The organism is Streptomyces sp. NPDC051913 (assembly GCF_044593635.1).
Taxonomy (GTDB): domain Bacteria; phylum Actinomycetota; class Actinomycetes; order Streptomycetales; family Streptomycetaceae; genus Streptomyces.
In genome coordinates, this window is sequence record NZ_JBIUCI010000008.1 from 158,705 (window position 1) to 183,920 (window position 25,216).

23 protein-coding genes and 1 pseudogene are annotated in these 25,216 nt (G+C 69.8%); 7 read left to right on the forward strand and 17 right to left on the reverse strand.

From position 1 onward, the window contains the following. Window positions 1-197 precede the first annotated feature (197 nt). Window positions 198-890 (forward strand): response regulator transcription factor, encoded by a 693-nt coding sequence (locus ACIHIX_RS24945; protein WP_399959694.1) that lies wholly within the window; start codon window positions 198-200, stop codon window positions 888-890. After that, window positions 887-2,338, forward strand: a complete 1,452-nt coding sequence (locus ACIHIX_RS24950) for an ATP-binding protein (protein ID WP_399959696.1) — start codon at window positions 887-889, stop codon at window positions 2,336-2,338. Before ACIHIX_RS24945 ends, ACIHIX_RS24950 begins: the two co-directional genes overlap by 4 nt. Window positions 2,339-2,540: 202 nt before the next feature. On the opposite strand, the gene ACIHIX_RS24955 is transcribed toward ACIHIX_RS24950, so the two are convergent. From ACIHIX_RS24955 to ACIHIX_RS24990, 8 genes and pseudogenes are all read right to left on the reverse strand, one after another. After that, complete coding sequence (locus ACIHIX_RS24955; protein ID WP_399959698.1) at window positions 2,541-4,691, reverse strand: MMPL family transporter; 2,151 nt, start codon at window positions 4,689-4,691, stop codon at window positions 2,541-2,543. 86 nt (window positions 4,692-4,777) lie between these two features. Then, a complete protein-coding gene (locus ACIHIX_RS24960; protein WP_399959700.1) occupies window positions 4,778-5,050 on the reverse strand; it encodes a hypothetical protein in 273 nt (90 codons plus the stop codon). Window positions 5,051-5,204: 154 nt separating this feature from the next. Continuing rightward, the gene (locus ACIHIX_RS24965; protein WP_399959702.1) at window positions 5,205-5,354 is read right to left on the reverse strand and encodes a hypothetical protein; all 150 of its coding nucleotides are present in this window, start codon (window positions 5,352-5,354) and stop codon (window positions 5,205-5,207) included. A 988-nt stretch (window positions 5,355-6,342) separates the two neighbouring features. After that, entirely contained in the window at window positions 6,343-6,735 is a 393-nt protein-coding gene (locus ACIHIX_RS24970; RefSeq protein ID WP_399959704.1) for a VOC family protein, read from the reverse strand. A 516-nt stretch (window positions 6,736-7,251) separates the two neighbouring features. Further along, entirely contained in the window at window positions 7,252-8,193 is a 942-nt protein-coding gene (locus ACIHIX_RS24975; protein WP_399959706.1) for an SMP-30/gluconolactonase/LRE family protein, read from the reverse strand. A gap of 90 nt (window positions 8,194-8,283) precedes the next feature. Then, window positions 8,284-8,997: an NADPH-dependent F420 reductase gene (locus tag ACIHIX_RS24980; protein ID WP_399959708.1), complete on the reverse strand. Its 714-nt coding sequence runs from the start codon at window positions 8,995-8,997 to the stop codon at window positions 8,284-8,286. A gap of 2 nt (window positions 8,998-8,999) precedes the next feature. Next, the gene (locus tag ACIHIX_RS24985) at window positions 9,000-10,016 is read right to left on the reverse strand and encodes an SMP-30/gluconolactonase/LRE family protein (protein WP_399959710.1); all 1,017 of its coding nucleotides are present in this window, start codon (window positions 10,014-10,016) and stop codon (window positions 9,000-9,002) included. A gap of 54 nt (window positions 10,017-10,070) precedes the next feature. Next, window positions 10,071-10,863, reverse strand: a pseudogene (locus ACIHIX_RS24990) (MBL fold metallo-hydrolase). Between the two features lie 97 nt (window positions 10,864-10,960). Between ACIHIX_RS24990 and ACIHIX_RS24995 the strand changes: the two are divergent. Then, entirely contained in the window at window positions 10,961-11,896 is a 936-nt protein-coding gene (locus tag ACIHIX_RS24995) for an AraC family transcriptional regulator (RefSeq protein ID WP_399959712.1), read from the forward strand. A 98-nt stretch (window positions 11,897-11,994) separates the two neighbouring features. Here the strand turns inward: ACIHIX_RS24995 and ACIHIX_RS25000 are convergent, their stop codons facing one another. From ACIHIX_RS25000 to ACIHIX_RS25020, 5 genes are all read right to left on the reverse strand, one after another. Further along, entirely contained in the window at window positions 11,995-12,567 is a 573-nt protein-coding gene (locus ACIHIX_RS25000) for a dihydrofolate reductase family protein (protein WP_399959713.1), read from the reverse strand. A 93-nt stretch (window positions 12,568-12,660) separates the two neighbouring features. Further along, a complete protein-coding gene (locus ACIHIX_RS25005) occupies window positions 12,661-12,852 on the reverse strand; it encodes a hypothetical protein (protein WP_399959715.1) in 192 nt (63 codons plus the stop codon). Between the two features lie 188 nt (window positions 12,853-13,040). Continuing rightward, a complete protein-coding gene (gene secD / locus ACIHIX_RS25010) occupies window positions 13,041-15,305 on the reverse strand; it encodes a protein translocase subunit SecD (protein WP_399959717.1) in 2,265 nt (754 codons plus the stop codon). Window positions 15,306-15,940: 635 nt separating this feature from the next. Further along, a complete protein-coding gene (locus ACIHIX_RS25015) occupies window positions 15,941-16,606 on the reverse strand; it encodes a response regulator (RefSeq protein WP_399959719.1) in 666 nt (221 codons plus the stop codon). Next, complete coding sequence (locus ACIHIX_RS25020) at window positions 16,603-17,556, reverse strand: HAMP domain-containing sensor histidine kinase (protein WP_399959721.1); 954 nt, start codon at window positions 17,554-17,556, stop codon at window positions 16,603-16,605. The genes ACIHIX_RS25015 and ACIHIX_RS25020 overlap by 4 nt, the downstream gene beginning before the upstream one ends. A gap of 342 nt (window positions 17,557-17,898) precedes the next feature. Here ACIHIX_RS25020 and ACIHIX_RS25025 point away from each other — a divergent pair, with 342 nt between their 5' ends. The 4 genes from ACIHIX_RS25025 to ACIHIX_RS25040 all read left to right on the forward strand — a co-directional run bounded on the left by ACIHIX_RS25025 (window position 17,899) and on the right by ACIHIX_RS25040 (window position 20,336). Further along, on the forward strand, window positions 17,899-18,225 hold the full coding sequence (locus tag ACIHIX_RS25025) for a TraR/DksA family transcriptional regulator (RefSeq protein WP_399959723.1): 327 nt from the start codon (window positions 17,899-17,901) through the stop codon (window positions 18,223-18,225). A gap of 46 nt (window positions 18,226-18,271) precedes the next feature. Then, entirely contained in the window at window positions 18,272-18,646 is a 375-nt protein-coding gene (locus ACIHIX_RS25030) for a TraR/DksA family transcriptional regulator (RefSeq protein ID WP_399959725.1), read from the forward strand. Then, window positions 18,643-19,458, forward strand: coding sequence for a rod shape-determining protein (locus tag ACIHIX_RS25035; protein ID WP_399959726.1), 816 nt, complete (start codon window positions 18,643-18,645; stop codon window positions 19,456-19,458). Before ACIHIX_RS25030 ends, ACIHIX_RS25035 begins: the two co-directional genes overlap by 4 nt. 257 nt (window positions 19,459-19,715) lie before the next feature. Then, complete coding sequence (locus ACIHIX_RS25040; RefSeq protein WP_399959728.1) at window positions 19,716-20,336, forward strand: hypothetical protein; 621 nt, start codon at window positions 19,716-19,718, stop codon at window positions 20,334-20,336. A 232-nt stretch (window positions 20,337-20,568) separates the two neighbouring features. Here ACIHIX_RS25040 and ACIHIX_RS25045 read toward each other — a convergent pair whose 3' ends face one another. The 4 genes from ACIHIX_RS25045 to ACIHIX_RS25060 are packed head-to-tail and all read right to left on the reverse strand — an operon-like array spanning window position 20,569 to window position 25,017. Then, a complete protein-coding gene (locus tag ACIHIX_RS25045) occupies window positions 20,569-22,086 on the reverse strand; it encodes a polysaccharide deacetylase family protein (protein WP_399959730.1) in 1,518 nt (505 codons plus the stop codon). 35 nt (window positions 22,087-22,121) lie between these two features. Continuing rightward, window positions 22,122-22,274, reverse strand: a complete 153-nt coding sequence (locus tag ACIHIX_RS25050) for a hypothetical protein (protein ID WP_399959732.1) — start codon at window positions 22,272-22,274, stop codon at window positions 22,122-22,124. Then, window positions 22,271-23,731 (reverse strand): glycosyltransferase, encoded by a 1,461-nt coding sequence (locus ACIHIX_RS25055; protein WP_399959734.1) that lies wholly within the window; start codon window positions 23,729-23,731, stop codon window positions 22,271-22,273. The genes ACIHIX_RS25050 and ACIHIX_RS25055 overlap by 4 nt, the downstream gene beginning before the upstream one ends. Further along, window positions 23,728-25,017, reverse strand: a complete 1,290-nt coding sequence (locus ACIHIX_RS25060; RefSeq protein ID WP_399959736.1) for a nucleotide sugar dehydrogenase — start codon at window positions 25,015-25,017, stop codon at window positions 23,728-23,730. Before ACIHIX_RS25060 ends, ACIHIX_RS25055 begins: the two co-directional genes overlap by 4 nt. Between the last annotated feature and the right edge of the window lie 199 nt (window positions 25,018-25,216).

Genomic DNA, 25,216 nt, shown 5'->3' on the forward strand with positions numbered 1-25,216 from the left:
CGCAGACAGCTCCATGATCGCCTGCGCTCGTGCTTACCCGGTCTCCAGGGCGCCCGATGGACCACTCAACACGCTTGCTGCCGATCGCTCTTAGGTATCCGTGCGAGCGCGGTCCCCAACAACGCTCTAATCCTGGCCTCAGGTTGATCGGAGACAATGAGCGGCAAAAAGCATCGACTGGAATGGGGCGGGCCGGCGTGCGGATCATGATCGCGGATGATGAAGCGGCCATCCGCGAGTCGCTGGAGCGGGTGCTCCAGGTCGAGGGTTATGACACCAGCACCGTCGCCAACGGTCTCGCCGTGCTCGACGGGTTCGGTGGGGCCGACGGCGACACGCTGGATCTGCTGATCCTCGACGTGATGATGCCCCGTCTCGGCGGGTTGGAGACCTGTCGGCGGTTGCGGGCCGCGGGCCGGGATCTGCCGGTGCTGATGCTGACCGCCCGTGACCAGGTCTCCGACCGGGTCACGGGGCTGGACGCGGGCGCCGACGACTACCTGCCCAAGCCGTTCGCCACCGAGGAGTTGCTGGCCCGGGTACGGGCCCTGCTGCGCCGACGCACGCCGACCGACGAGGAGTCGCAGATCCTGTCGTTCGCCGACGTCCGGCTCGACCCCGACAGGTTCGAGGCGTGGCGAGGCGGACGGCCGCTGCGCCTGACCCGGACCGAGTTCTCCCTCCTGCAGGTCCTTATGAGCAACGCGACCCGGGTCTTGACCCGCGACGCCCTGTTCGAGGCGATCTGGGGCTTCGACATGAGCGCCACCGCCAACAACCTCCAGGTATACGTGAGTTACCTGCGCCGCAAGATGGAGGCCGAGGGTGAGCCGCGGTTGATCTACACGCTGCGCGGCCTGGGTTACGTGCTGCGGGAGACTCCTCCGTGAGCAGGCCCGCCGACCGGGAACCGCGCCGGCTGACCCGATGGTGGCGCCGGCGGTCCCTGCGGAGCAGGCTGACGGTGATCGCGGCGACGGCCATCGCGGTCAGCGTGTTCGTCGCCTTCCAGGTGGCCAGCGAACTAATGGCCTGGGAGCTGCGGGACACCGCCGAGAAACAGCTGCGCGCCGACTCCCGCGTCCTGGCGACGAGTGCGCAGCGCGCCGGTCTGGCGCAGGTCCAGCTACCGCCGTATCCCGGATCCGGTCGGCTGGTGCGGGTCATCCTGCCCGACGGCTCGACCCGGACCCCGGCCGGCCAACCCGCGCTGCCCGCCGTCAGCGAGCACGCCGGGCGCGTGGCGCAGGGCGCGTCGGCCGACCTGATGGAGTCGAACGACAGCGACGAGGACGGCTACCTCATCTACACGCTGCGGGCAGGCGGCGGCGCGGTCCAGGTGGCCCAGGTCGCCGACGACAGCCCGATCAACCAGTTCGGGTTCGGCATGCTGCTGATCGGGCTGCTCTGCGTGGTCGGCGGCACCCTTGTAGGGCGGGCCGTGGCACGGACCGGGCTGGCACCGATCGACCGGCTGACCGCCGCCGCGGTACGTGTCGCGCACACCCGGGATCTCGACGCCGACATCCCGGACGAGGGCGGTGGGGAGATCCGACGGCTGGTCCAGTCGATCAACGACATGCTCGCCGCGCTCCGGGACTCCCGCCGGGCCCAGCGGCTGCTCGCCGAGGACGCCGCCCACGAGCTCAAGACCCCGCTCACCAGCCTGCGCCTCAACGCCGAGCTGCTGATCCGGCTCGATCGGCGCGGCACCTTGGACAGCGCACTGCCGGCGGAGAGCCGGACCCGGCTGCTCAAGGATCTCGGCGCCCAGGTGGCCGAGTTGAGCACCCTTGTCGCCGAGCTTTCCGACCTGGCGCGCGGTGACGTCAGCGACGAGAGCACCGAGGTGCTCGACCTCGCCGACGTGGTGGCGGCCGCCGCGACCCGGGCACGTTCCCGCGCGCCCGATGTCGAGGTCGCGCTCGACGTGACCTCTGTGTGGGTGAGCGGGCGTCCCGCCGCGCTCGAGCGGGCTGTGCTCAACCTCATCGACAACGCCGGCAAGTGGTCCCCCGCGGACCAGCCGGTCCAGGTCCGCCTCCGTGCCGAGGACGCCTCGGTGGTGCTCGAGGTCGACGACGCCGGTCCGGGCATCGACGCCGCCGACGTACCGCGGGTGTTCGACCGGTTCTACCGTGCCGACAGCGCCCGGGCGTTGCCGGGATCCGGTCTGGGACTTTCGATCGTGCAGCGGGTCGTCGACGCCCACGGCGGCCGGGTCACCGTCGCCCGCTCCGCACGCGGCGGCGCGCTGCTTCGGGTCGACCTTCCGGCCGCGGCCCCGCCCGCCCCGACCGCCCCGCTCACCGCCGGCGAGGACACCGCGGCGTACTGACCCGCCCGGCGGCGCGGCGCATGACGAGGGACAGCGGCCCTCGGGCATGGCCCCACGCGGCCCCCGTCGGGGCAGGACACCGCGATGCGACGGCCCCGGCTCCGGCCGCACGGCGCAGGGCCAACGGGCCGCCGCCGTCGGACCCATGAAAAAGATCCGGGACGGGCCTGGCCCGTCCCGGATCTCGTCCGTGCCGCCGCGCTCACCGTTGCAGCGCGGGCTCCTCGTCGTCGGCGAGCGGCTGTGGGCCGTCCGGCAGCTCCACCGCTGGCCGGGACAGTCGGCTCGGCCACCAGATCCGCCGGCCGATCAGCAAGGTGAGGGCGGGCACCAGGACCGACCGCACCAGCAGGGCGTCGAGCAGCACGCCGAAGGCGACCAGGAACCCGACCTCGACCAGCATCACCAGCGGAAGTGTGGCGAGCACCGCGAACGTGGCCGCCAGGACCAGGCCTGCCGAGGTGATGACGCCACCGGTGGCCGAGAGGGCTTTGAGCATGCCCTTTCTGGTGCCCAGACGCACGGTCTCCTCCCGGGCCCGGCTGGCCAGGAAGATGTTGTAGTCGACGCCGAGCGCCACGAGGAACAGGAATGCCAGCAGCGGCACCGAATAGTCGATGCCCTTGAACCCGAGGATCGTGTCGAAGACGAACACGCTGCCGCCGAAGGCCGCGGCGAACGAGACGATCACGGTGGCCATCAGGACCAGCGGGGCCAGGATCGCGCGCAGCAGCAGCCCGAGGATGATCAGGACGACGGCGAGCACCAGTGGGATCACCAGCTTCTCGTCGCGCTCGGTGGTCCCCTCGGTGTCGAGGTTCTCCGCGCTCGGCCCGCCGACGATCGCCTCCGCCCCGCTCACCGCGTGCACGGCGGTGCGCACCCGCAGAATCGTGTCGTACTCGGCGGCGGTGTCCGGCGCGTCCTTCGGGAACACGGAGATGTTGGCCCAGCCACCGCTGGTCTGCTCCGGGACGGCCAGGGCCACACCGGGAGTGTCCTTGACGATGTCGAGCACCCGCTCCTGGTGCGCGGGCCGCGTGAAGACCGTCATCGGCTGGCCCCCGAGCTCCGGGAAGTGCTGGCGCAGCACGGTGAAGCCGGTGACCGACTCCGGCGCGGACAGGAACTGGTCCTGCTCTCGCAGGGCGCCGGTGTTGCCCGCAAGCCCGAGGGCGAGCACGCCGAGGACTCCGAGCGAGCCGAGCGTGGCCACCCACCGGCGGCGGCTGATGGCGGCGCCGAGCCGTCCCCACAGCCCCGGCTTCTCCTCCACGGCCGTGCTGAACCGCGGGATGGCCGGCCAGAAGATCCGCCTGCCGAGCACCACGAGCACCGCCGGGAACAGCGTCAGCATGGCCACCAGCGCGCACAGGATGCCGGCCGCACCGATCGGACCCAGCCCGCTGGTGCTGTTCAGGTCCGCGACGAGCAGGCAGAGCAGGCCGGCGACCACGGTGGCCGCGGACGCGACGATGGCCGGCGCCGCGCCGCGTAGCGCGTGGACCATCGCGACCCGGACGTTCTCATGGTGGTGCAGAGCCTCGCGATATCGAGCGATGAGCAACAGCGCGTAGTCCGTGCCGACGCCGAACACCAGGATCGTCAGCAGCGCCGAGTTCTGGTCGTTGACCACGATGCCGAAGCCCTTGACGAGCAGGTAGACGGTCGCCATCGCGGTCAGTGCGGCCGCGCCCACGGCCAGCAGCGGGATGATCCACAACACCGGGCTGCGGTAGGTGAGGATGAGCAGGAGCGTGACGACGACGATGGTGGTGAGCAGGACCTGCACGTCGATGCCGTCGAAGACGGCGTCCATGTCGCCGTCGATCGCGCCCGGGCCTGTCACGTCGAGTTCCAGGCCCAAGGGGCGGTTCTTCGCGGCGTCACGCAACGGGCCGACGATGTCCTCCGGTGCGCCGTAGGCCGTGCCCACCTCGAGGGTGAACATCATCGCCTCGCGGTCGGTGGAGAGGCTCAGCGGTGAGCCCTCGTCGTCCTCACCGGTCGCCGCCGTCGTCTTCGGCGGGTACCGCTTGGCAAGGGTGTTGTAGTGGCGCTCGACCGTAGCGCGGTCGGCGTCGGTCATGCCGCCCGTGCGGTGGTACACGAAGACGAACGTGTTGCTGTCACCACCGGGGAGACGGTCGTCCAGGACCGCCACCTTGGTGGACTCGGCACCGGCCGGCAGGGTGTCCACGGCGCTGTCGGTGGTGACCGAGCTCAACTTTCCGCTCAGCGGCACCATGCCCGCCGCCAGCACCAGCCATAAGCCGATCACCAACCAGGGCACCCACCGGCCCGCCAACCGACCGGCCGGCGCTTCCCCGGACGGCGCTGAGTTGACTGCCATCACTAGCCTCCTACATACGGGTTGCATCGCTTGTCTGGATGCCGAATTCCTAGTGAGCGAACCTGAGACGACTGTTAATGCGCTGCTCAGACCGGTTGGCCGAACCATGTGTTCAGCGGCGCGGTGGCACCGAGGTCCCGCCCGGTGCGCAAGGCCCGGGCGACGACGCCGTCGGGCCGAATGAGCAACGCGTCGATGTCAGCCCGGCTCGTGCGGGCGGTGATGGCGTGGACCCGTCCGGTCCACGCGGCCTCGGTATCGCGGGCCGCCGCGGGGCCGACGAGGTCGCGCAGGAGCCCACGACGCTCACGCGGCATGTCCGCCGCGGCCCCTGGGTCCGCGAGCACGTCGGCGACCACGTCCTGCCGGCCTCCATCAGCGGCGGCACTGACGGGCTCGTCCTGTCGAGACCGGGCCCCGCGGAGCCGGTGCGCCCCCCGTACGAGCTCCAGACGAGAGTGTCGACGCCGACAGGGAGCGTGCAAGCATCCCAGCGGGAGCTGCGAGAAGTGATCAGCACATGATCCGGCCCGCCCGGTAGAAACGCAGCAAGAGCGTCGGGATCTGGGCGAGTTGGTCCGGGATGAGGGCCAGGTCGTCGGCCGCAATCCACCCGACCAGGTCGTAGGCGCCGCCGAACCGGCGCGCGTACGCAATCGCCAACCCGTGGAGGAGACGTTGCGGGCCCGTACGTTCCACACCTCGGGCAGAGTGCCTGGCAGGCGCGGCCCGTGACCGCCTCCAGCAGTACCTGCCTACCTCTCCGTTGCCCGGTGAGGGCGAGTTTGTGCAGGCGGGCGATGACGGTGGTGTTGTCGTGGACGTTGGCCGACGCCACCATCGCCGAAGGGAGAGGGTCCGCCAGCAAGCCGACGGACCCTCAGCTGGTAAGCCCCCTTTACGGGAAGCCCGGTGTGCCGCCGCAACAGGCCACCGTCTGCGTCTGACCGGCGTCAGCCAGCGGCGCTAGTGCGAGGGCAACCGCCACCGCCATGAACAAGCCCAGCAAGGCATTACGCACTCGCTCTCCTCCTGTTGTTTGTCGGGATCCAGCACCGCAGGAAGCGGTCACTGATCCACACTCGCGTCACCCCCGTCAGGTTGCACGGCACAGACCAGGACGAGGCATAACGCGTTTTGTCAGGGGCTGTTGGCACGCGCCAGCAACGGCGTGCGTCTCAGAGTCGCCCCCCGGCAACAACACAGCGCCGCGAGCACGCCATCATGCGTGCCTACGAACGCCATAGACCATGGCGTCCAGGACCAGCTCCCGTGGGTCACCCAGAAGCGGGCCCAGCGGATCACGGACCAGTTGACCGCTACGAAGCAGACCCGGCAGAACACGGTCGGGCCCGACGACGTGCGAGACCAGTACGACCTCGCCCCCAGGGCCCTGCTCGCCGATGGGCCCGGCTGTCCTAGGACACACAGCCTGTGCATCAACCAACGCCGGCTGACTCCAACAGCAGGACCTTGGTTGTCGCCTGAGCACGAACTCGAGATGGTGCAGCAAAGGCGGCGGCTACGCCCTGCACCGCCTTTCCGCCGAACACTTCGGCCCCTACACGGACTGCATGCGCCGCTCTCACGGGGCCGCCCACAGCCCTACGACCTACCGCGATGGGCAACACCCATCCCGACTCGAATTCCCCTACGCTCCCTCCCCCTCCCCCTCCCCCTCCCCTGGCTCGGCGGCGGGCTGCCACAGTTCGATCCGATGGCCCTCGGGATCGTTGACCCAGCCGAACCGTCCGACACCGTCCATCTCCTGAGTCTCCGCAGCCACATCCGCTCCCTTGGCGCGCAGCTGCGCGAGCATCGCATCCAGGTCGCGGACCCGGAAGTTGAGCATGGACTGCTGGGCGCGGGACCCGAAGTAGTCGGTCTCGGAGTCGAACGCCGCGAACACCGTCGGGCCGGCTTCCGGATGCCACAGCCCGTGCTCGTCGGTGTCCAGGCCCAGACAGTCGCGGTACCACGCGCTCAGCGCGGCCGGGTCGGCGGCGCGCCTGAAGTAGCCGCCGATTCCAAGTACACGTTCCATGCGGCCATGGTGGCAGGGTCGGCTTCGAGCGGGCTGGTGCCACGCCCTCGCCCGGTCACCGCTACTCGCCGGGTGCGGTAATATTGATCACGAGCTGGCCGCCGCAACTGAGGGTGGTTGTTCGCGCGTTGGTGGTCCAAGGAAAGACGCCCCACTTCCTGTGGGGAAATGCAGGTGCAAGGCCTGCCCGGCGCTCCAACTAGGGGCCTGTCCGCACAGACGGACAGGCCCTATACGTTTTCCCGGCCCACCCCGACCATGGCGTGACGCGCTCGGGCCCGTCCAACAGCCCTGCGTAGCGGCGGCAGTACTGGGCCTTGTCGAAGCACAGGAGCCGAGCGCCCAGGCGTCCGCGGCGGTGCGGTGGGCCCGGGTCAGCGGGCGAGCCGCGTCGCCGGAGAGCAACTGGAGCTTGCTTGGTAGAGGGCGTCGAGACTGTGTGTCTCCTCGGACGCCGCCTCGTGTGGCTGGGGAATGCTCATGGGGAGGAGTCCTCCATTGGTGAACTTCCCGGCATCAGCTGGCGAGGTGGGCGACGAGGAGGTTGGGGTCCTCGTTGGTGAGGTACGCGGCGCTGGGGACGTACACCTTGCGGCCGTGGACCGCGACGGAGGTCGGGGTCTGGAGACCGTCGGCGGCCGTCAGCACCGCGGTGTGGGTGCCGTCGGGGCGGACCAGGTCGACCTCGTTGTCGTCGCGGGCGGCGAGGAGGGTGTCTCCGTGCCCGGTGAAGGCGAAGTCGTCGATGGAGGGCATGCCGGTGGCGCGGACCTCGATCGGGCCCGCCGTGCCGTGCGCGGTGACCGGGATGCGCAGCACGGTGCCCTTGTCGAGGTTGGTGGCCCAGACGGCCCCGGCGTGCAGTTTCAGTCCGTTGGCGCCGGCGAAGGTGCTGGGTTCGAGGGCCTCACCGCTGGCCCAGACGGTGGCCTTGCCGCCGCGTGCGGGCAGGCGGTAGACGACGCCGTGGACGGAGTCGGTGACGTAGAGCTTGCGGGTGTGCCGGTCGAGGGCGAGGCCGTTGGGCAGTCCGTCGGCGGGCAGGGCGGCGATCCGGTGCGGGCGGCCACCGGGGCTGACCGCCCAGACTCCGGTCAGGTCGGCGGTGCCGGTGGCGTAGGTGACGTAGAGGGTGCCGTCGTCGGCGCGGGCGATGCCGCCGACGAACGCCTTGCCCAGGTTGGGGGTGCTCGCCTCGGCGGGCGCGGGGAGCGTGGCCAGCACCTGCGCGTGTCCGTCGGGGGCGATGCGGACGATCTGGCGGGCGAAGGAGAAGGTCAGGTAGGCGGATCCGGTGCGGTCGACGGTGATGTTCTCGGGCTGCTGCTCGGTTGCCAGGCTGAAGTGGGCCGCGATGCGGGGCTCGGAGAGCGGCTCGGTGGCGGCCGTGGCGGTCGCCGCGGAGGTCAGCAGGGCCGCGGCAGCTGCGAGTGTGGGGATGGTGGTGCGGGCGTGCATGTTGTGGTTCTCCTGGGGGTTGGGGTCGCTGCCGGCCTGTGAGGGAGAAGGGGGCCGGCAGTGGGCTTGGGGGGGAAGAGCGATGGCTGGTCAGGGGGCGACGATCTTGATCGTGCTCGCCCAGCCGTGGCCGCCTTCGCGGATCTGCAGCGCCATGTGGAGCAGCTGGAAGCCCTCCAGTTCGCGTGCGTGCTTGAGCTCGCCGACGTCGACCGGGTTGAGCCCGCCGGAGGCGACGAGGTCGGCGACCTCCTTGCGAGCGGCCTCGTCGTCGCCGGCGAGGAAGACGTCCAGCGGGGTGCCGCCCGCCTGACCGGAGACCAGGGTCGCGGCGAACGTCGTGTTGAACGCCTTGACCACCCGCACCTGCGGTCCCGCGGCCTCGGCGATCCGCTCGGCGGCCGAGGTGCCGGGGGCGACGACCAGCGCGTCGAGCGAGGCGTCGACGGGGTTGCTGATGTCTATCAGCACCTTGCCGCCGAGCCTCGGACCGTAGGAGGCGGCGAGCTGCTCGGCCGCGGCGAAAGGCACCGCGAGGACCACGATGTCGGCCTGGTCGACGGCCGATTCGCCCGCGGCGCCCACCCGGCCGCCGTGCTCCTGCTCGCCTAGTTCGTCGGCGAGTTGTACCGCCTTGCCGGGGTCCGTGGCGGTGATGGTGACGTCGTGGCCGCCGACGAGGGCGCGGGTGGCGATGCCTCGGGCCATGGTCCCGGCACCGACGATGGTGATCTTCATGGGGGTCGTCCGTTCTCTCGACCGGGCTGCTCCTGCACGGCGAATCTCACCGGTGGGACGCCGCACTGCTACTTCGACTCGGTGTGAACCCGCACGACGTTGAACGGCAGCTTCGGGTCGGCGATCTGGAACTGGAAGTTGACGATCAGCAGGTCGTGGCCGTCGAAGGCGGCCGTGGAGGGGCTGTGCATGCCGTGCCCGTGCACCACGCTCACGACGTGGGCCTTGGCGTAGTCGCCGTTCAGTTTCAGTACGGCGATCTGGCCGTCGGGGTTGTCCAGTTCGGTGACCGCGGTCAGCGTGTGCCCCTTGAGGAGCAGGCCGTCGCCGGAGATGCCCCTGGCGCCGCCGAGGTCGATCGGGACGACCTGGTGGGTACGCAGGTCGACGCGGTAGAAGGCGTAGTCGTTGTAGTCGGCGAGCAGGACGTACCGTCCGTCACCGGTGACCACCAGGCCGTTGCCGTTGAAGCCGGCGTTGTAGACCATCGGCGAGTCGGTCAGGTCGACACCCACGTGAAGGGGCTGGTCGATGGTGCGGCTGTTCAGTTCCGTGGCCGTGATGTGCCACAGGGCCGGATGCAGGGAGTCGGAGATGTAGACGTCGCCGTTCGGTGCGATGGCGACGTCGTTGAGGAAGACGTCGGTGCGGCCGGTGTCGAAGATGTGCAGCAGGGCCCGGGTGCGGGTGTCGTAGACGAAGACCTTGCCGGTGGCGCCTCCGGCGACGATGAGCCGGTCGGCGCGGTCGGCCTTCATTCCGCCGACGGAGGTCCGTCCGTCCTTGCCGCCGGGCAGAAACACCTGGGTCGCGCTGTGGTGGATGTCGCCGCGGTAGAGGGTGCCGTCGCTGGTGCTGCCGACGTAGAAGTACGGCGTGCCCTGCTGGCGGGCGATGCCCTCGGGGTAGGTCTTGTCGCCGGGGATCGTGTAACTGGTGGGCAGAGAGGGCTTGTCGGTCATAACGGGGTGGTGGTGGATGTCGCCGACGGGGGTCGCGAGGGCCGGGGCGGCGCTGCCCAGGACGAGGAGGGCGGCCGTGGCGACGGCCGCGGCACGGGGGCCGCGAGGACGTACTGAGGACATGACGGATCTCTCTTGATGCGCGCGTGTCGAAGAAGGTGGGAAGAGGAGTGGGGATCAGCCGGCGGCCGGGAAGAGGGACCGGTTGGCGATGTCGATGATGAACGGGCCCACGTGGGACGGGTACTTGTCGACGATCGCCTTCTTGTACGCGTCGCCGTCCGCGCCGAGCAGCTCGCGGGCGTCGTCGAGGTAGCGGCGGACGTCCTGGTAGACCTCCGGCCCGGTGGGGGCGCCGTGGCCGGCCAGGATCGTGTCGTAGCCGGACTCCGACGCCAGCGCGTCCACGAGCTGCTGCCAGCCGGTGATGTCGTTGTTGCCCAGGTAGAGGTGGACGTCGTTGTAGACGAGGTCCTGGGCGATCAGCACACCCTGCTCGGGCAGCTTGATGAGGAGCTCGTCCGCGGCCTCGCCGCCGGAGACGGCCTCGAAGACGAAGGTGACGCCGTCGATGACCTCGGTGCCTGGGACGAGGGCCGTGTCCGGTGTGAACTCGGTGAGGGGGATGACCTGACCGGTCGGCAGGTGGCTGTCGCCGCGGGCGATGATCTGCTCCGTCACCTGGGTCAGGGCGTGCACAGGGGCGCCGAAGCGCGCGGCGCCGTTGTAGTGGTCCGGTGTAGTGGTCCGGGTGGGCGTGGGTGACGATCAGCCGGTCGATCGGCTTGCCGAGGCCCTTGGCGTACGCGACGGCCTCCTCGGCGTAGGCGGGCAGCAGCTGGGCGTCGATCGCGATGATCCGTGCCGAGGTCTCGATCAGCTGGGTGGTGGTGTGAAAGGTGTCGGCCGGCGACATGTAGCTGTGGATGCGGACCGAGCCCCTGTCGAGAACTGTGACCGTGCCGTTCATGGTGCTGCTCCTTGTGCTGGGGCGGCCTCGTGCCGCCTTGACGACCTCCACTCTTGTCGCATCACCGCAGGCAGACGAGATACGCTGAAGACGCGGCATGGTAATTCGAGGACATCTGGAGCTCGGTGTGCTTTCCGCGGATCTTGGTGACGGCGATCCCTCCCGCGGCGGGGCGATCCTGCGGCTCGGCTTCCGTCCGCCCGAGGAGCGGGTGCCCGGCTTCGAGATCATCGATCTCGCCACCCTGCACGAGCGGCGTCGGCAGCGAGGTCGGCGGCCCGATCTGGTGCACCGCGTGGACTTCCACACCCTCACGCTGATCACGGAGGGCAGCGGGGACCACGCCGTCGACTTCGTGACGTACCCCTGCCGCCCCGGCACCCTGTTGTGGGTACGGCCGGGGCAGGTGCAGCGTTTCGTCCGGCCCGGCACGGCCAACGGCACCCACCTCCTGTTCACACCGGCCTTCCCGCCGCACACCAGCAGCGCCGACCGCCTGGTCAAGGAGTGGTACGGGCCCGCCTGCCGGCAGCTCGGGGCGCGCCCCGAGTACGCCGTACTGTCGACCCTGCTCGGTCAGATGCGGGCCGAGTACGACCGGCAGGAGGAGAGCGTGTCGGCGGAAATCCTCCAACTCCTCTTGGCCACCGTCCTGTTGCAGATCGACCGGCTGCCGCACCCCGACAGCGCAGGAGACCCGCACGCGGGCGGGGAGGTGTACGCCCGCTTCCGCGCCGAGCTGGAACGCTCGTACGCCACCACCCGCCGCGCCGCCGACTACGCGCACCGGCTCGGGTACACCGTCAAGACCCTCACACGTGCCTGTGTCGCGGCCACCGGGCAACCCGTGAAGCACGTCATCGACGCCCGAGTCGCGCTGGAGGCACAGCGGCTGCTCGCCCACACCGACGAACCCGTGGCTACCATCGCCCGGCGTCTGGGATTCGCCGAAGCCACGAACTTCGGCAAGTTCTTCACCCGCCACCTCGCTGTGCCCCCGGGCGCTTTCCGCCAGACCCATCAGGGCGGATAGACGGCTGACCGCTCACGAAAACACCACACGAGGGTCGGGTGAATTTGGGCACGGCGAACGGCCCGCACCTGTTGTTCACCGCAAGGAGTACGGCCGGCTCAGCGACGGACGCGGTAACGGATGTGAGTGGCCTCCGGCGTGTCGATCACCCGGATGATCTCCAACTCGATCTGCGACGGCAGGACGTCGAACAGGCGACGGCCATTACCGAGCAGCACCGGGATCTGATGGATCTGCACCTCATCCAGCACCCCGGCCTCAAGCGCCCGTTGCGCCGTGTACGCGCCACGTACCTGCACGTCCTTGTCCCCGGCGGCGGCCTTGGCCTGTGCCATCGCGCTCTCGATCCCGTCGGTCACGTACGTCACCAACGGATAGCCCCAACGGGCGGCGGGGCCGGGCGGGCGGTGACTGGGCACGAAGATCGGGAGTCCACCGTGATCGCCACCCCAGTGATCCATGAGCTCGGCAGTGCGTCGTCCCGCGAGCACCGCGCCGGCTGAGTTCCATTCGTCCTGGAATTGAGCGGCCGGCCCGGACAGCGATCCGGTCTCGTTCTCCGGGTCGGCCCACTTGTGCAGTCGTTCGCCATCGTCGCCGCCCAGAAAATCGTTCGGATCGGCGATATATCCGTCGAGTGACACCGACATGTCGAGCACTGATGTGGACACGGCGACCTCCTGGGGTTTCGATCCAGATTGGTTCAACTGTGCTGTAGACCCGGTAAGGCGGCATTACTCATCGGGCATCGCAGCGGCAACAGTTCACACGAGCCCGCTTGCCTCTCGAGTCGTCAGCGTCGTCCAGGCCGGGCGAGATCCAGAAGGCTGCCCGCGCACGCGCCGTCGGCCCTGGCGCAGCATCGCCTCGTACCCGAAGGCGATGCTGCGCTCGGGATCGCTGTAGGCCAGGGAGAACAAGGCCAGCATCCGGCCACGCGCCCGAGCAGCGTTCATCCTCCCGATGAAACCTCACCCGCCGACCCGTCTGATGCGCTGCCCGAGGGAGATCATGCCGCCGCTCAGCAGGGCCATGTCGCCGGAATAGACAGCCGTGCGCTGGTGGTCACGCGCTCGGTCAGCCGGCGTGCTGCCTCAACAAGAGCGAAGTAGGTATGCACGTCCAGGACCGGGCCTCCGCGATGTCATTGGCGGGTGCTGCACCTGGCCGCGGGGATGCGGTCGGCTCCGCTGTGTTTCTGCAGTTCGATGGCGAGCGGTGTCGCGGTGAACATCGAGGAGTAGGTGCCGACAACAAGGCCGATGAGGAGTGCGAGAGCGAAGTCGGTCAGGGTGTCGCCACCAAGGAGGGCCAGCGCGGTGAGGATGAAGGCGGCGCCCATGCCGGTGTTGACCGTGCGGGGCAGGGTCTGCAGGAGCGCCTGGTTGGCGATGCGGGCGAAGGGCTCCTTGTGGTCACGCCGGGCCAGTTCCCTGATGCGGTCGAAGACGACGACGGAGTCGTTGACGGAGTAGCCGATGACGGTCAGCAGCGCGGCCAGGAAGACGCCGTCGATCGGTTTGCCGAGCCATGCGAAGACACCGATGAGGATCACGACGTCATGGGCGAGGGCGGCGACCGCGGAGGTTCCCAGCAGCCAGCGGAAGCGTGCCGCGAGATACGCCAGTTGGGCGCCGAGGGCGACCACGAGGGCGATGAGGGCGCCACGGCGCAGTTCCTTGCCCAGGGTGGGTCCGATGGCTTCGTCGCGGATCTTGTCGGCTGTGCGCGCCAGGTCGGTGACGGTGTTGGTGATGGCCGCCGCCTGGGTGTCCCTCAGGTGGTGTGTGCGGATGGTGAGTTGGTTTTCCCCGGAGGTCTGGACGACGGCCCGGGGGAAGCCGGCGTCGGCGAGTGCGGTACGGGCTCGGTCGGCGTCTACGGGGACGGCTGTGGTGTATTCGATGAGGCGGCCACCGGTGAACTCGACGCCGAAGTCGAGGCCGCGTACAGCGATCCCTGCTGCGGCCAGGACGAGGGCGGCTGCGGAGGCTGCCAGCCATCGGCGCGGGTGGTGCAGGAGGTTCGGCTCGGTGCGGCTGAGGCGGTTGCGGACGGTGCCGGTGTGGGCGATGCCTGTGAGGTGCGGGCGGCGGCGCAGGTGGGGGTGGGCGATCGCGTAGTCGGCGAGGGCGCGGGTGATGACCAGGGCGCTGATCATGGAGGCGAGGACGCCGATGCCCAGTGTGACGCCGAATCCGCGCACGGGTCCGGAGGCGAGGAAGAAGAGCAGGCCGGCGGCGATGAGGGTGGTGATGTTGGAGTCGGCGATCGCGCTGAAGGCCCTGCGGAATCCGGACGTCAGGGCCGAGCGCGGGGTGCGGCGGTGACCTGCGGCGTACTCCTCTCGTGCGCGTTCGAAGACGAGGACGTTGGCGTCGACGGCCATACCGATGGCCAGCACGAATCCGGCGAGGCCCGGCAAGGTGAGGGTGGCTCCGAGGGCGGCGAGGGCGGCGTAGGAGAGGAGGCCGTAGCAGAGCAGTGCCAGGGCCGCGAGGAACCCCATGATGCGGTAGACGCCGATGATGAACAGCGAGGTCAGTGCGGTGCCGATGGTGGCGGCCCACGCGCTGGCCGTGATGGCTTCGGCGCCCAGGGTGGGGCCGACGGTGCGCTGCTCGATGGTCTCGACCGGCACCGGCAGCGCGCCACCGTTGATGAGCAGGGCCAGCTCCTTGGCCTCGGCGTCGTCGAAGGTGCCGGTGATCTGGGTGGAGCCGCCGCTGATGCCGGAACGGCATGCGACGGACGGGTCGACCTGCGGCGAAGAGATGATCTTGCCGTCCAGGACGATGGCGACCCGGCGGCCCGGGTCTCCGGCCGCGTGGCAGGCCGCCTCGCCGGTCAGGCGGGCCCACCTCTCCTCGCCTGATCCCCTGAAGTCGACGGTCACGTGCCATCCGGCACCGCTCTGCTGGTCGAAGCGGGCGGCCGCCCTCTCGACGTCCTTGCCGGTCAGTGAAGCCGCCCGAAGACGCAGGTGCCGGCCGGACTCGTCGGCCAGCACCTGCTCGCGGGGCCGCTTGGGCAGCGGTTGGGGCAGATCGTCGGCGACGGTGCCGAGCACGCGGTGGAAGCTGAGCTGGGCGGTGCGGCCGAGCACCTCGGCAGCCTTCCGCGGGTCCTTCAGGCCGGGCAGTTCCACGACGATCCGGTCGCTGCCGGAGCGGGCGATGGTGGGTTCGGCGACACCGAGAGCGTCGATGCGTCCGCGCAGCACCTCCACCGTGCGGTCTGTTGCCTCGCCGTCGGCGTCGGTGGCGGACGTGGGACGGGTCTCCAGCATGATGCGGGTGCCGCCGCGCAGATCGAGTCCGAGGTGGACGGGCACGGTGAGCGCGACGTACAGGGACAGGGCGATGGTGGCGAGGGCGATCAGTCCTCTGATGTGCGGGGATCGTTTCACAGCGGGCCTCCGGCAGGCGCACCGCTGCCAGGGTCGTGGCCGCGGTGGAGAAGAGGGAAGTGGTCGGGGTTCAGGTGCCGGAGAGCGCGGGTGGAGCCCGGACCCCGTGACGGTGTGCCGGTTGCTCCGATGCGAGCGGGGACGTCGCTTAGGGCGGCGGTGTGCACGGGAGCGGGGCGGCTGATGTTCCCCGTGCCGCCGCTGGGGTGGCGACCGGCGGAGCATGGCGTTCGCCGGTGCCGTTGCGATCGCTTCGTACGGAGAGGGTGGGGGTCGCGGGGTCCGTGCTGTCCGCGTACGACATGCTGTGTGCCGATGCGGCTTCGTCGGCGGCCCCTGTGCCACTCATCGCACGGGGGTGCTCGCTGCCCGGGGCGTATGAGCTGAGCAGGATGGCGAGAACAGCGAGCAGGACGACCCATACCGCTGCCGAGCGAGGCCCGCGCGTGCGCGTTACGGGGCGTGCGAGGCGAGCCATCCCCCTCCTCCTTTCGCATCGACGGCAGCCCGTCGGTAGCAGACGGTCGGTGGCAGCCCGTCGGTCGCAGCCGGTCGGTGGCAGTCGGTCGGTGGCAGTCGGTACCTCAAGCCCCGGCTGGGGAGTGGGCAGCCGGGGGCTTGAGGAGTCGGCGGTGTCAGGCCTGGATGAGACCGGCGCGGATCGCGTAACGGGTGAGTTCCAGCCGGTCGCGCAGGCCGAGCTTGTGCAGCAGGTTCTCGCGGTGCCGGTGGACGGTCTTGATGCTGATGAAGAGCATCTCCGCGATCTCCTTGGAGGAGTGGCCCTCGGCGACGAGTTTGAGGACCTCTTCCTCCCGTGCCGTCAGTATCTGCTCGGGCGGCTCCTCGCCCTGGTGGACCCGGTCGAGGTAGTTGCGGATGAGTGCGGTGACCGCGCCTGGATACAGGAAGGGTTCGTCGCGCATCGCGGCCCGGCAGGCCGCCACCAGGTCGCGGTCCGCCACGGACTTCAGCACATAGCCACTGGCGCCGGCCTTCAGCGCCTGGAAGAAGTACTGCTCGTTGTCGTGCATGGTCAGCATCAGCACTCGTACGCCGGGCTTCAGCGCGAGGAGTTCCCGGGTGGCCTGGAGGCCGGTTTTCCGGGGCATCGCGATGTCCATGACCGCCAGGTCGACCTCATGGGTGCGGGCCAGCTCGATGGCCTCCGCGCCGTCCCCCGCCTCGGCGACGACCTCGAGGTCCGGCTCACGGTCGAGGATCAGCCGTACCCCGCGACGGACCAGAGCGTGGTCGTCGGCGACGAGGATACGGATCACTGATGTGTGGGGCTTGGTCATGGCTGCTTCCTGAGGAGGGGCACGGTCAGGCGGACCGTCGTACCGGCCTGGGGCTGTGAGGTGACATCCAGCGTGGCCCCGATCAGCAGGGCTCGTTCGCGCATTCCACGGATTCCGGCTTCTTCGCGGGCGCCGCCGGTGCCGCGGCCGTCGTCGCTGACGGCCAGCACCATCGCTGCGTCGGTGTGGCGCAGGCTCACCTCGACCTTGTCGGCCTCGGCGTGGCGGGCGGCGTTGGTCAGGGCTTCCTGGGCGACGCGGTACAGCACCAGTTCCGTCTGCTGGTCCAGCGCGGGGAGCCCGGTGTCGAAGCGGCGCACCACGCGCAACCCGACGTGGGTGGCGAACTCGGTGGTCAGCGAGGTCAGTGCGCTGATCAGTCCGAGGTCGTCCAGGGCGCCCGGCCGTAGTCGGCGGACCAGGCGGCGCACCTCGTCCAGGCTTCCCCTGGTGATCTCCTGCGCTTGTCGGAGCTCGCTGCGCAGGGGTTCGCCCGCCTCACCGGCGGCCCGCTCCAGCGCCAGCAGGATCGCGGTCATGCTCTGGCCGACCTCGTCGTGCAGTTCCTGGGCGATACGGCGGCGCTCCGCCTCCTGTGCGGACAGGGCGCGGGCGCTGCTGGTGGCGCGTTCGTGCTCAAGGCGCTCCAGCATGGCGTTGAAGGTGCGGATCAGTTCGGCGGTCTCGCCAAGGCCGCCTTCCGGCAGCCGCTGGCCGGGGCGCAGCAGGTCCACGGTGGTCATCAGCCGGGTGAGCCGGTCGAGCGGGGTCAGGCCGATCCGCAGCAGGGCCGCGTTGGCGACCAGCATGACGATCAGGCCGGCCACGAGGATGACCGCCTCGGTCAGGAGTACCGGCACGGAGACGGTGACCGGAGCCCACAGCAGCAGCGCGGTGGCGCTTCCCAGCACGACCGCGTTGAGCGCGAAGATCCGCCAGAACAGGGACACCGCGATGACGCCTTTCTCCAGGTGACACGGCTGCGTTTCCTCTGTCTGTCACCGCGCGCCTCATGTGTGTGCCGCGGCCACTGGTCTCAACCGGCCTGCCGTCCAGGCTGCCCGCTTGCCGCGTCGCCGTCGATGGGCTCCAATGCCCATTTCCCGGAGCCTGGCCTGCCCACGCCGCAATGGGTCCTGGGCCTTGCCACAGATGGGTATCGCGCCCGATGGGATCTCGGCGGCAGCACGGCCACGCTGGACGCAGGAACCGGCCCGGTGCCTCCCCGGTCCTCGCCTCCGACTGCTGCCTGCCCGGCGCGCTGCGCCTCCCTCCAGAAAGAAGGAACGGCCATGTCGCTCGACACGCCCCAGACCGAGATCCGTCGCGAGCGGCTGACGGCGCATGAGGCCCTCCAGCGCCTCGAACAAGAACGTGCCTCCCGCCTCACCCAACTGCGGGCCATCGGCGGGGCTGGGCCTGACGCCCAGGAACAGGTGATGTCCGCGCAGAAAGCCACCGTCAAGCAGGTCCTCGCCCAGGTCGAGGCCGCCTTCGCCCGCGTTCGAGACGGTAGCTACGGCATCTGTCAGAACTGCTCCAAGACCATCCCGGTCGAACGCCTGGAGATCCTGCCCTACACCCCGTTCTGCGTGCCCTGCCAGCGTGACACCGCCTGACGGACGCCGCCCGGAACCCCCTCTCCCGCCCTGCCCAGGAGGTGACTTGGTGAACCAGCAGATGGTCGAGGATGCCCACACCACTGTCTCGGTCGAGGACTTCGCCGCACTCCGCGAGAACCTGCACGAACAACGTCTGTTCCGCCAGGAACAGCTTCAGCAGCTGTCGGACTCCGCCCCCACCCGTCTCGACGCGGCTGCCGACCGGCGGGCCGCGGCGCAGACCGAGGTCCGCGTCAAGCTCGCCGCCTCCGCTCGCATGGTTCTGGCCGACGTCGAAGCCGCCCTCAAGCGGATGGACGAGGGCCGCTACGGCACCTGCCATCTGTGCCGCGGCCCCATCGCCCGCGAGCGACTGCTGATCGTGCCGCAGGCCCGCTACTGCGCCCGCTGCCAGCAGGTCAGGGAGGCCGGCCGGTGACCACCGTCCCCCGTCCCCGTCCCGTGGCCGCCCGGCACCGCTTGTGGCCCTGGTGCCGGCGGTGCACCGGCATAGCCCTCGACATGGGGAGCGCCCGCACCCGAGCCTGGACGTCTGGGCGACGCATGATCCTCGACGTGCCCACGGTCACCTTCCCCGGCCACGGCGCCACGTACCCCATTCAGCGCGGCAGCATCGTCGACACTCCCGGAACCGCCAGGATGCTCGACCGGCTGCTCGGTCACCGCCTGCCCCGCTTCGGGCGCCCGCTGCTCATCCTGACCACGCCCGCATTGGGCGGCACGGCCTACCGGGCCGAAGCCCGCACCGCGGTCGAGGTCCTGCGCCCGCGCACGGTACTGACCGTCCCCACCGCGCGCGCCGTGGCCGTGGCCGCGGATGCCGACCTGACCCGCCCCCTGCTCGTCGTGGACATCGGCGCCCACCTCACCGAGGTCACACTGCTCGCCGACGGCGCGGTGACCGACGCCCACTGCACCGCCCTGGGCACCAGCGACCTGGACAGCCGCACCCCTGCGACGCGGATCACCGAAGCGGTCGTCGCCATGGTGACCACCATGCTGGAGCAGGACCACACGTCCCTGACGCTGGACGCCCTTCGACGTGGTCCACTCCTCGCCGGCGGGGGCGCGCTACGAGTTGACATCACCTACCCGCTCGTCGACCGTCTCCACTCGCCCGTCCAGCCCGTCCCGGCCCCGCACACCAGCGCGGTCCGCGGCGCCGCACGGCTTCTGCAGTCTGTTCACGCCCACCCCTGCGCGCTCACCGGCCCGGTGCACCGCGGTTAGGCCGTGTCTTTCGGATCAGCCCGACTCGGAGCGACGGTGCTGAACCGGTGCCGGTGAGCGGGGCTTGGTGCGTGCAGCTGCAAGGCGGAGGAGGGAGTAGACGCGGAGCGTCGGCGACCGACGACAACGCGGCAGATGTGCGTGCCAAGCCCCGCGGCCCCGGGATGATCCGAAAGACACGGCCTAGGGCACGGCGCCGTCCCGTCCTCGCCACACGAGCGGGGAGGCTGTCACGATCACGCGGAAGGAGAGACATCGTGGCCCGGGCAACTCCCCCAGCACCCCCTGTTGAAGAGCCTCCGCGCGTTCTGCTGTGGCGGTGGCGGCGCAACCCCCTGCGCCGTCGCACCGATCTCGCACAGGGCTGGATCGCGGCAGCACTCCTTGTGGCCGTGCTCGCCACCACACCCGTCGCCATGTTCCTGGTCGGCGACGCCGCCTACCGCCATTACTTGGAGACCGCCCGGCACCAGGCCGCCACACGCCATCACACCCCCGCCATACTGGTCCGCGACGCTCCTCGCCATCCAGAACCAGGATCAGATGAGGCGAAGAAGGCCCTGTACCCGGCCTCCGTCCGCTTCACCGACCCTCATGGACACACCCGCACCGCGAAGGCCGACGTCGAGCCCGCCCTGCCGGCGGGCAGCACCGTCCGCGTCTGGGTCGACAACGAGTCAAAGATCACCGACCCGCCCATGACCATGACGCAGGTCCGTGACCACGTCATGGGCTACGCCGTCCTTGCCGCCATGGCCGTCCCACTCCTCGGTGCCGCCGCATACGGCTACGCCAGCCGCAGGCTGGAACGGCACAACCTCGCCCGGTGGGACGCGGCCTGGGCTGATGTCGCTCGTAGATGGACCGCGTCTCGCTGACCCGCAGAGCTGCCGAGAGCTCGATCAGCTGGATGCCGTCGCGGACCGGCAGCGCGAGTCGGAGCTGACCCTTGCCGACGGGCGGGATCCGCGGCGCTGGTGGTACACCCCGCCAACGGACAGCGCTGTTCGCCGCGCTGGGGCTGCTGGCCCGGATCGAGCAGCCCCAGCCTGAGCCGACCGGATTCCCCGGAAGCGCACGGCCATGATGAAGTGGCCTGCGCTGCCTTCCTCATGGGGAGATGTGCAAGGACGTGAAGCGGGGCCATGGTCTCTCTCCGGCCTCGTTGCGAACCGCCAGCATGAGACCTCCGCTGGCGGCCGCAGGTTCCACGGGAGGGTCCGCGGTGATCACCACCGTGGTGCCGTCCACGGTGATCCGCTTCTCGCGCGGGGACACCCGCAGTGTGATCCGGCGCGCCGACGACTCCGTGAGTCGGCGCGTGGTGATGCGGGCCTTGCCGTGGATGGGCCGTTCACTGACGCGCAGGCCGGTCGCCGAGACCGTGAGCGTGCAGGGGCTCAGACTGCCGTGGCCCATCTCGATGGACACTCCGGTCGCGCTTCCGCTGAGGCGATCGGCCGTCGCGGTCACGCGGTAGGCGCGCCAGTCGGCGGTCGCCAGGGGCAGATGGACAGCGGAAGCGTAGGTGCCGTGGGCCAAGCCCTTGCCGGTCACGGCGGTGAGGTCGATGTCTTGGGGGCCGTCCGGGAACTGCCACTGGTCGGGATGGCCCAGGGGTTCGGCGGGATCGCCGGCTGAGCGGGAGGTCCACTGCCCCAGTCGGCGAAGGAGAGCCGCCTTGCTCGTGTTCCGCAACACTTCCAGACGCTGCACCTGGCGCTGGAGCGCGGCTCGAGGGCCGGCGGGCAGGGGGCGGGAGGAGGTGTTGGTGAGTGTGGCGGTGAAGCGGTCGCGCAGCAGTTTCTCCAGGGCGGAGGTACTCCGGCCGACGAGGTTGGTCGGTGCGATGGTCTCCGAGTACGGGTAGGCGAACAACTGGGGTGCAGGCAGGCCGTGTTCGCGGAAGGCTCGGAGCGACCGGTCGAGGTCGAGGCTGATGCGTGAGCGGTACTCGGACTCGGTCTCCAGCCGCTTCGGCCCGCTCAGCCAGATGCGGTTGGCGAGGGCGGAGCCCTTGCGGCCGGTTGAGTCGACGGCCAGGCGGGAGTGGCTCAGGTGGGTGTGGTCCTGGAAGTCCCAGCGGGCGGACGACGACATGCGGTCGATCTCCTGCCACGACAGGTAATAGGGGCGGTGGGTGCCGACCATGCCGGTGATCAGGTAGGCGGCTGCGCGCATCCGGTGCTTGGCGAGGATCGGGTCGGCGTAGGCCCACAGGCCACGTGTTCCGTCGTCGAAGGTGAGATAGACGCTGCGGGGCGCGGGCGCTCGGCCGGTGCGCAGGTAGCGAATGAACATCTCGGTGGACAGGGAGCGGTATCCGGCAGCTTTGAGGGCGGAAAGCTGCGCGTCGAGCTGCTGCGGGGTGAGTGTGTAGCGGTTGCCGGGGTGGGGGTTGATGTCGTGGTAGGCAAGGACGACGGGTGCACTGGCGTCCGCCTTGGTCAGCGACGCGGCAAGGGTCCGGTCGTGGGATCCGGGCGCCGCTACCTGCGCGGAGACGGCGCGGCGTGCGACGTCGTGACTCCAGGAGGCCAGGAAGGGTGCGGCCACCACGGCGATGGCCAAGGTGGAGAGCAGAACGCGGACCGCGACGTGCCGCAGACGCTTGCGGGGTGATCTCATCGCCGCCGACGAGGCGCCGGGGTCCGGTCGGCCCGTCACAGTGTGAACCCGCGGGTCAGGACTACGTAGTAGAGAGTGGCCAGGGCCGCGAGGGAGAGGACGGTCGTGGTGAATCTGGCTGCGGAGCGCACTCCACGTCTGCACAGGTTCGGCAGGGATGTCGTGGTGGTTTCCTTCAGCGTGGTCATTCAGAAGTCCTTGTCCAGATTCCGCGGCGCAGAGTGAGAGCGGCGTAGGGCAGCAGCCATGCCAGCACGCAGCATGAGAGCAGGCTCATCAGGGGGCGGTAGCGCCAGCGTCGGTCGCCGGGGTTGTCCAGTCGGAAGGCCAGTCCCCACAGGCATCCTTTGAGGAGTACTCCGGCCAGGTAGAGGACGGCGAGTGCCGCGCTCCAGTACAGGGGCGCCCACACCAGGTGCAGGAACACCAGGGCGGGTGCGGCCATCACCCACAGGGCGTGTCCGTAGTAGAGCAGGGCCGGCCCTGGGCCCCTGCGCCACATGAAGGCGCCGGTGAAGAAGAGGTTGCGGATGAAGCTCTTCTTCCAGCGCACCTGCTGGTGCAGCAGAGGCCGCCAGTGGGAGGGCACGTTTGTCCACACGCCGGCGGACCGGCTGTAGGAGACCAGCCATCGGCGCTCGGGGTAGTCGTGCTGGGCGACGAAGGGTGAGGCGGCGTGCCGGTCCTTGAGGGCTCTGCCTCGCCATGCCTGACCGAGTACGTACCCGGTCAGCTGCCGGTCAGTGGCGAAGCGGAACGGGGCGCCCGCGAACCGGTCCTCCGCCCATGCCGGCAGATAGTTGTAGATGGCTTCGCGGCGGAACGCGGCAAGGGGTCCGGAGACGCAGCACACCGAGCCGAACACCGACTCCGCGGCCTTGGCGATACGGAACTGGCCCTCGTACCAGACGTCCTGGAGACGGGTGAGGATACTGGCGTTCGCGTTCAACGCTCGGCAGTGGCCGCTGACGGCACCGAGTTCGGGGTGCCGGACCATGGCCTGAACGCATCGCCGGACGGCGTCCGGGGCGACGACGCAGTCGGAGTCCGTGAAGACGAGCACCTGTCCGTCGGCCACCGCGCAGGCCTTGACCAGGGCCGCCTTCTTTCCGATGTTGTGCTCGCATCGGATGACGGTGATACCGAGTTCGTCGGAGAGCCTCTCAAGGACGGCACCGGTCCCGTCGGACGACCCGTCGTCGACGGCGACGATCTGCAGGTCGGGGTAGTCGGACGCGGCCATCGACCTGATGCATGCCTCGACGTTGCCGACCTCGTCCTTGACCGCGAGCAGGAAGCTGACCCGTGGCTGGTCGGGCAGTGCGGGGAACTCCTCGAGGGTCCGGGCTCGTCGGCGCAGGGTGCGCTCGGCCGGATCGTCGTACTGCGTGTAGGCAAGGTAGAGGAGGGTCGTCGTACCGGTCAGGACCGAGATCCCGTACCAGGTGAGCAGGCCGGAGGCGTACGGCAGGCGGACGGCGCGCTCGGCGATCAGCAGGAGCACGGGCAACAGCGCTGTCAGCGCCAGCAGCCGCACCAGTCCGGCCCGTTCGAGCGGGTCCATGGCCTCCAGGGCGCTGCCGAGGCGCGCCTGGACGCGGCTCTCGGGGCCGGTGCGTGTCGAGGTGGGGGTCGCGGACGTCATCGGGCTGCGGTGGGGGTAGGTGTGCGCAACCGGTGCCGGGAGTCGAGCACCCGCGGTACGGCGTCGAGCCAGTTGAGGTCGCCACCCGGGTGCGCAGCGTGGATGATCACCAGGTCCCAGGCTTCGTCCTGCGGGGACGTCACGGAACGAAGTTCCCGGTCTCCGCGGGCGAGCGTGGGCACATGGGCGTCGCTGTAGTGCACGTTCGCTCCGCGCTCGGCAAGGAGGTCGAGGAGCGGAAGAGCCGGGCTCTCCCGTACGTCGGACACTCCCGCCTTGTAGGCGACTCCGAGGACGAGGACGCGTGCGCAGGACAGGGCCACCCCGTCGTCGGCCAACAGGTCGTGTGCCTGCTGTGCGATGACCGACGGCCGTTCGCGCAAGGCGGTCATGGCTGTGCGCAGTAGCGGGGCGGACGTGTCACCGGCGGGGAGTTGGCTGAGGAGATAGTACGGATCACAGGGGATGCAGTGGCCTCCTGCCCCGGTGCCCGGGTAGAAGGGCATGAACCCGTACGGCTTGGTCGCGGCCGCCTCGATGACGGGCAGCGTGGGCAGCCCCAAGTGTGCGCAGGCATCGGCGAGTTCGTTGGCCAGGGCGATGTTGACCGCCCGGAAGATGTTCTCCCAGAGCTTGGCCATCTCCGCGGTCTCGGGGTCGGCCACCTCGTGGATCTGCGATGCGGTGGGCGCCAGCAGCCGCGAGGCGGCCCAGGAACTGACAGGTCCGGCGCCGCCGATGATGCGCGGAGTGTTCTCGGGCGTGTGCCGGTCGTTGCCCGGGTCGATGCGTTCGGGCGCGAAGGCCACCAGGATGTCCTCCTCGGCTCGCAGCCCACGCGCCGCCAACGGCGTCAGCAGCAATTCCCGCGTGGTGCCGACATGGCTGGTGGAGGTCAGGACGAGCAACTGCCCCGGTACAGCACGCTCCACCACCGTGGCGCAGGCTCGCCGCAGGGAGCGCAGGTCGGGTTGGTGGTCCTGGGTCACCGGGGTGGGTACACAGATGACAATCGCATCCGCCCGGCTCATGGCGTCCGGGTCGTCGGTCAGCAGAAAGTCCTCAGTGCTCCCGGCCACCGCCAACTCCGCCTGCTGGGCGGGCAGAAGGTCCACATAGCCGGACCTGATGTCCCGCAGCCGCTGGGCACTGACCTCGATTCCCAGCACGCGGGCACCGGCACCCCACAGGCTCAGTGCGGTCGGAAGGCCCACGTATCCGAGACCGACGACAGCGACTGTGACTCCGCGCAGTGGTTCGGCGCCCGGCTCACCCACTGCGGGCACCCGGTCTCCCCAACATCGTCCGCGGACGTCGAGGGCTGCCGAGAGGGCGGAACGGTCGATGTCCCGTTGCGAAATTGCCATAGAATATGATCTAGAGACCAATGTGAAGTTCGGATCATGCCCCGCCGTCGCGTCATGATCCATTCACCTGAGCAGAGTAGGTCTGCCGTCGTTCTCCGCCGGGTGGAGCAGCCGCGAG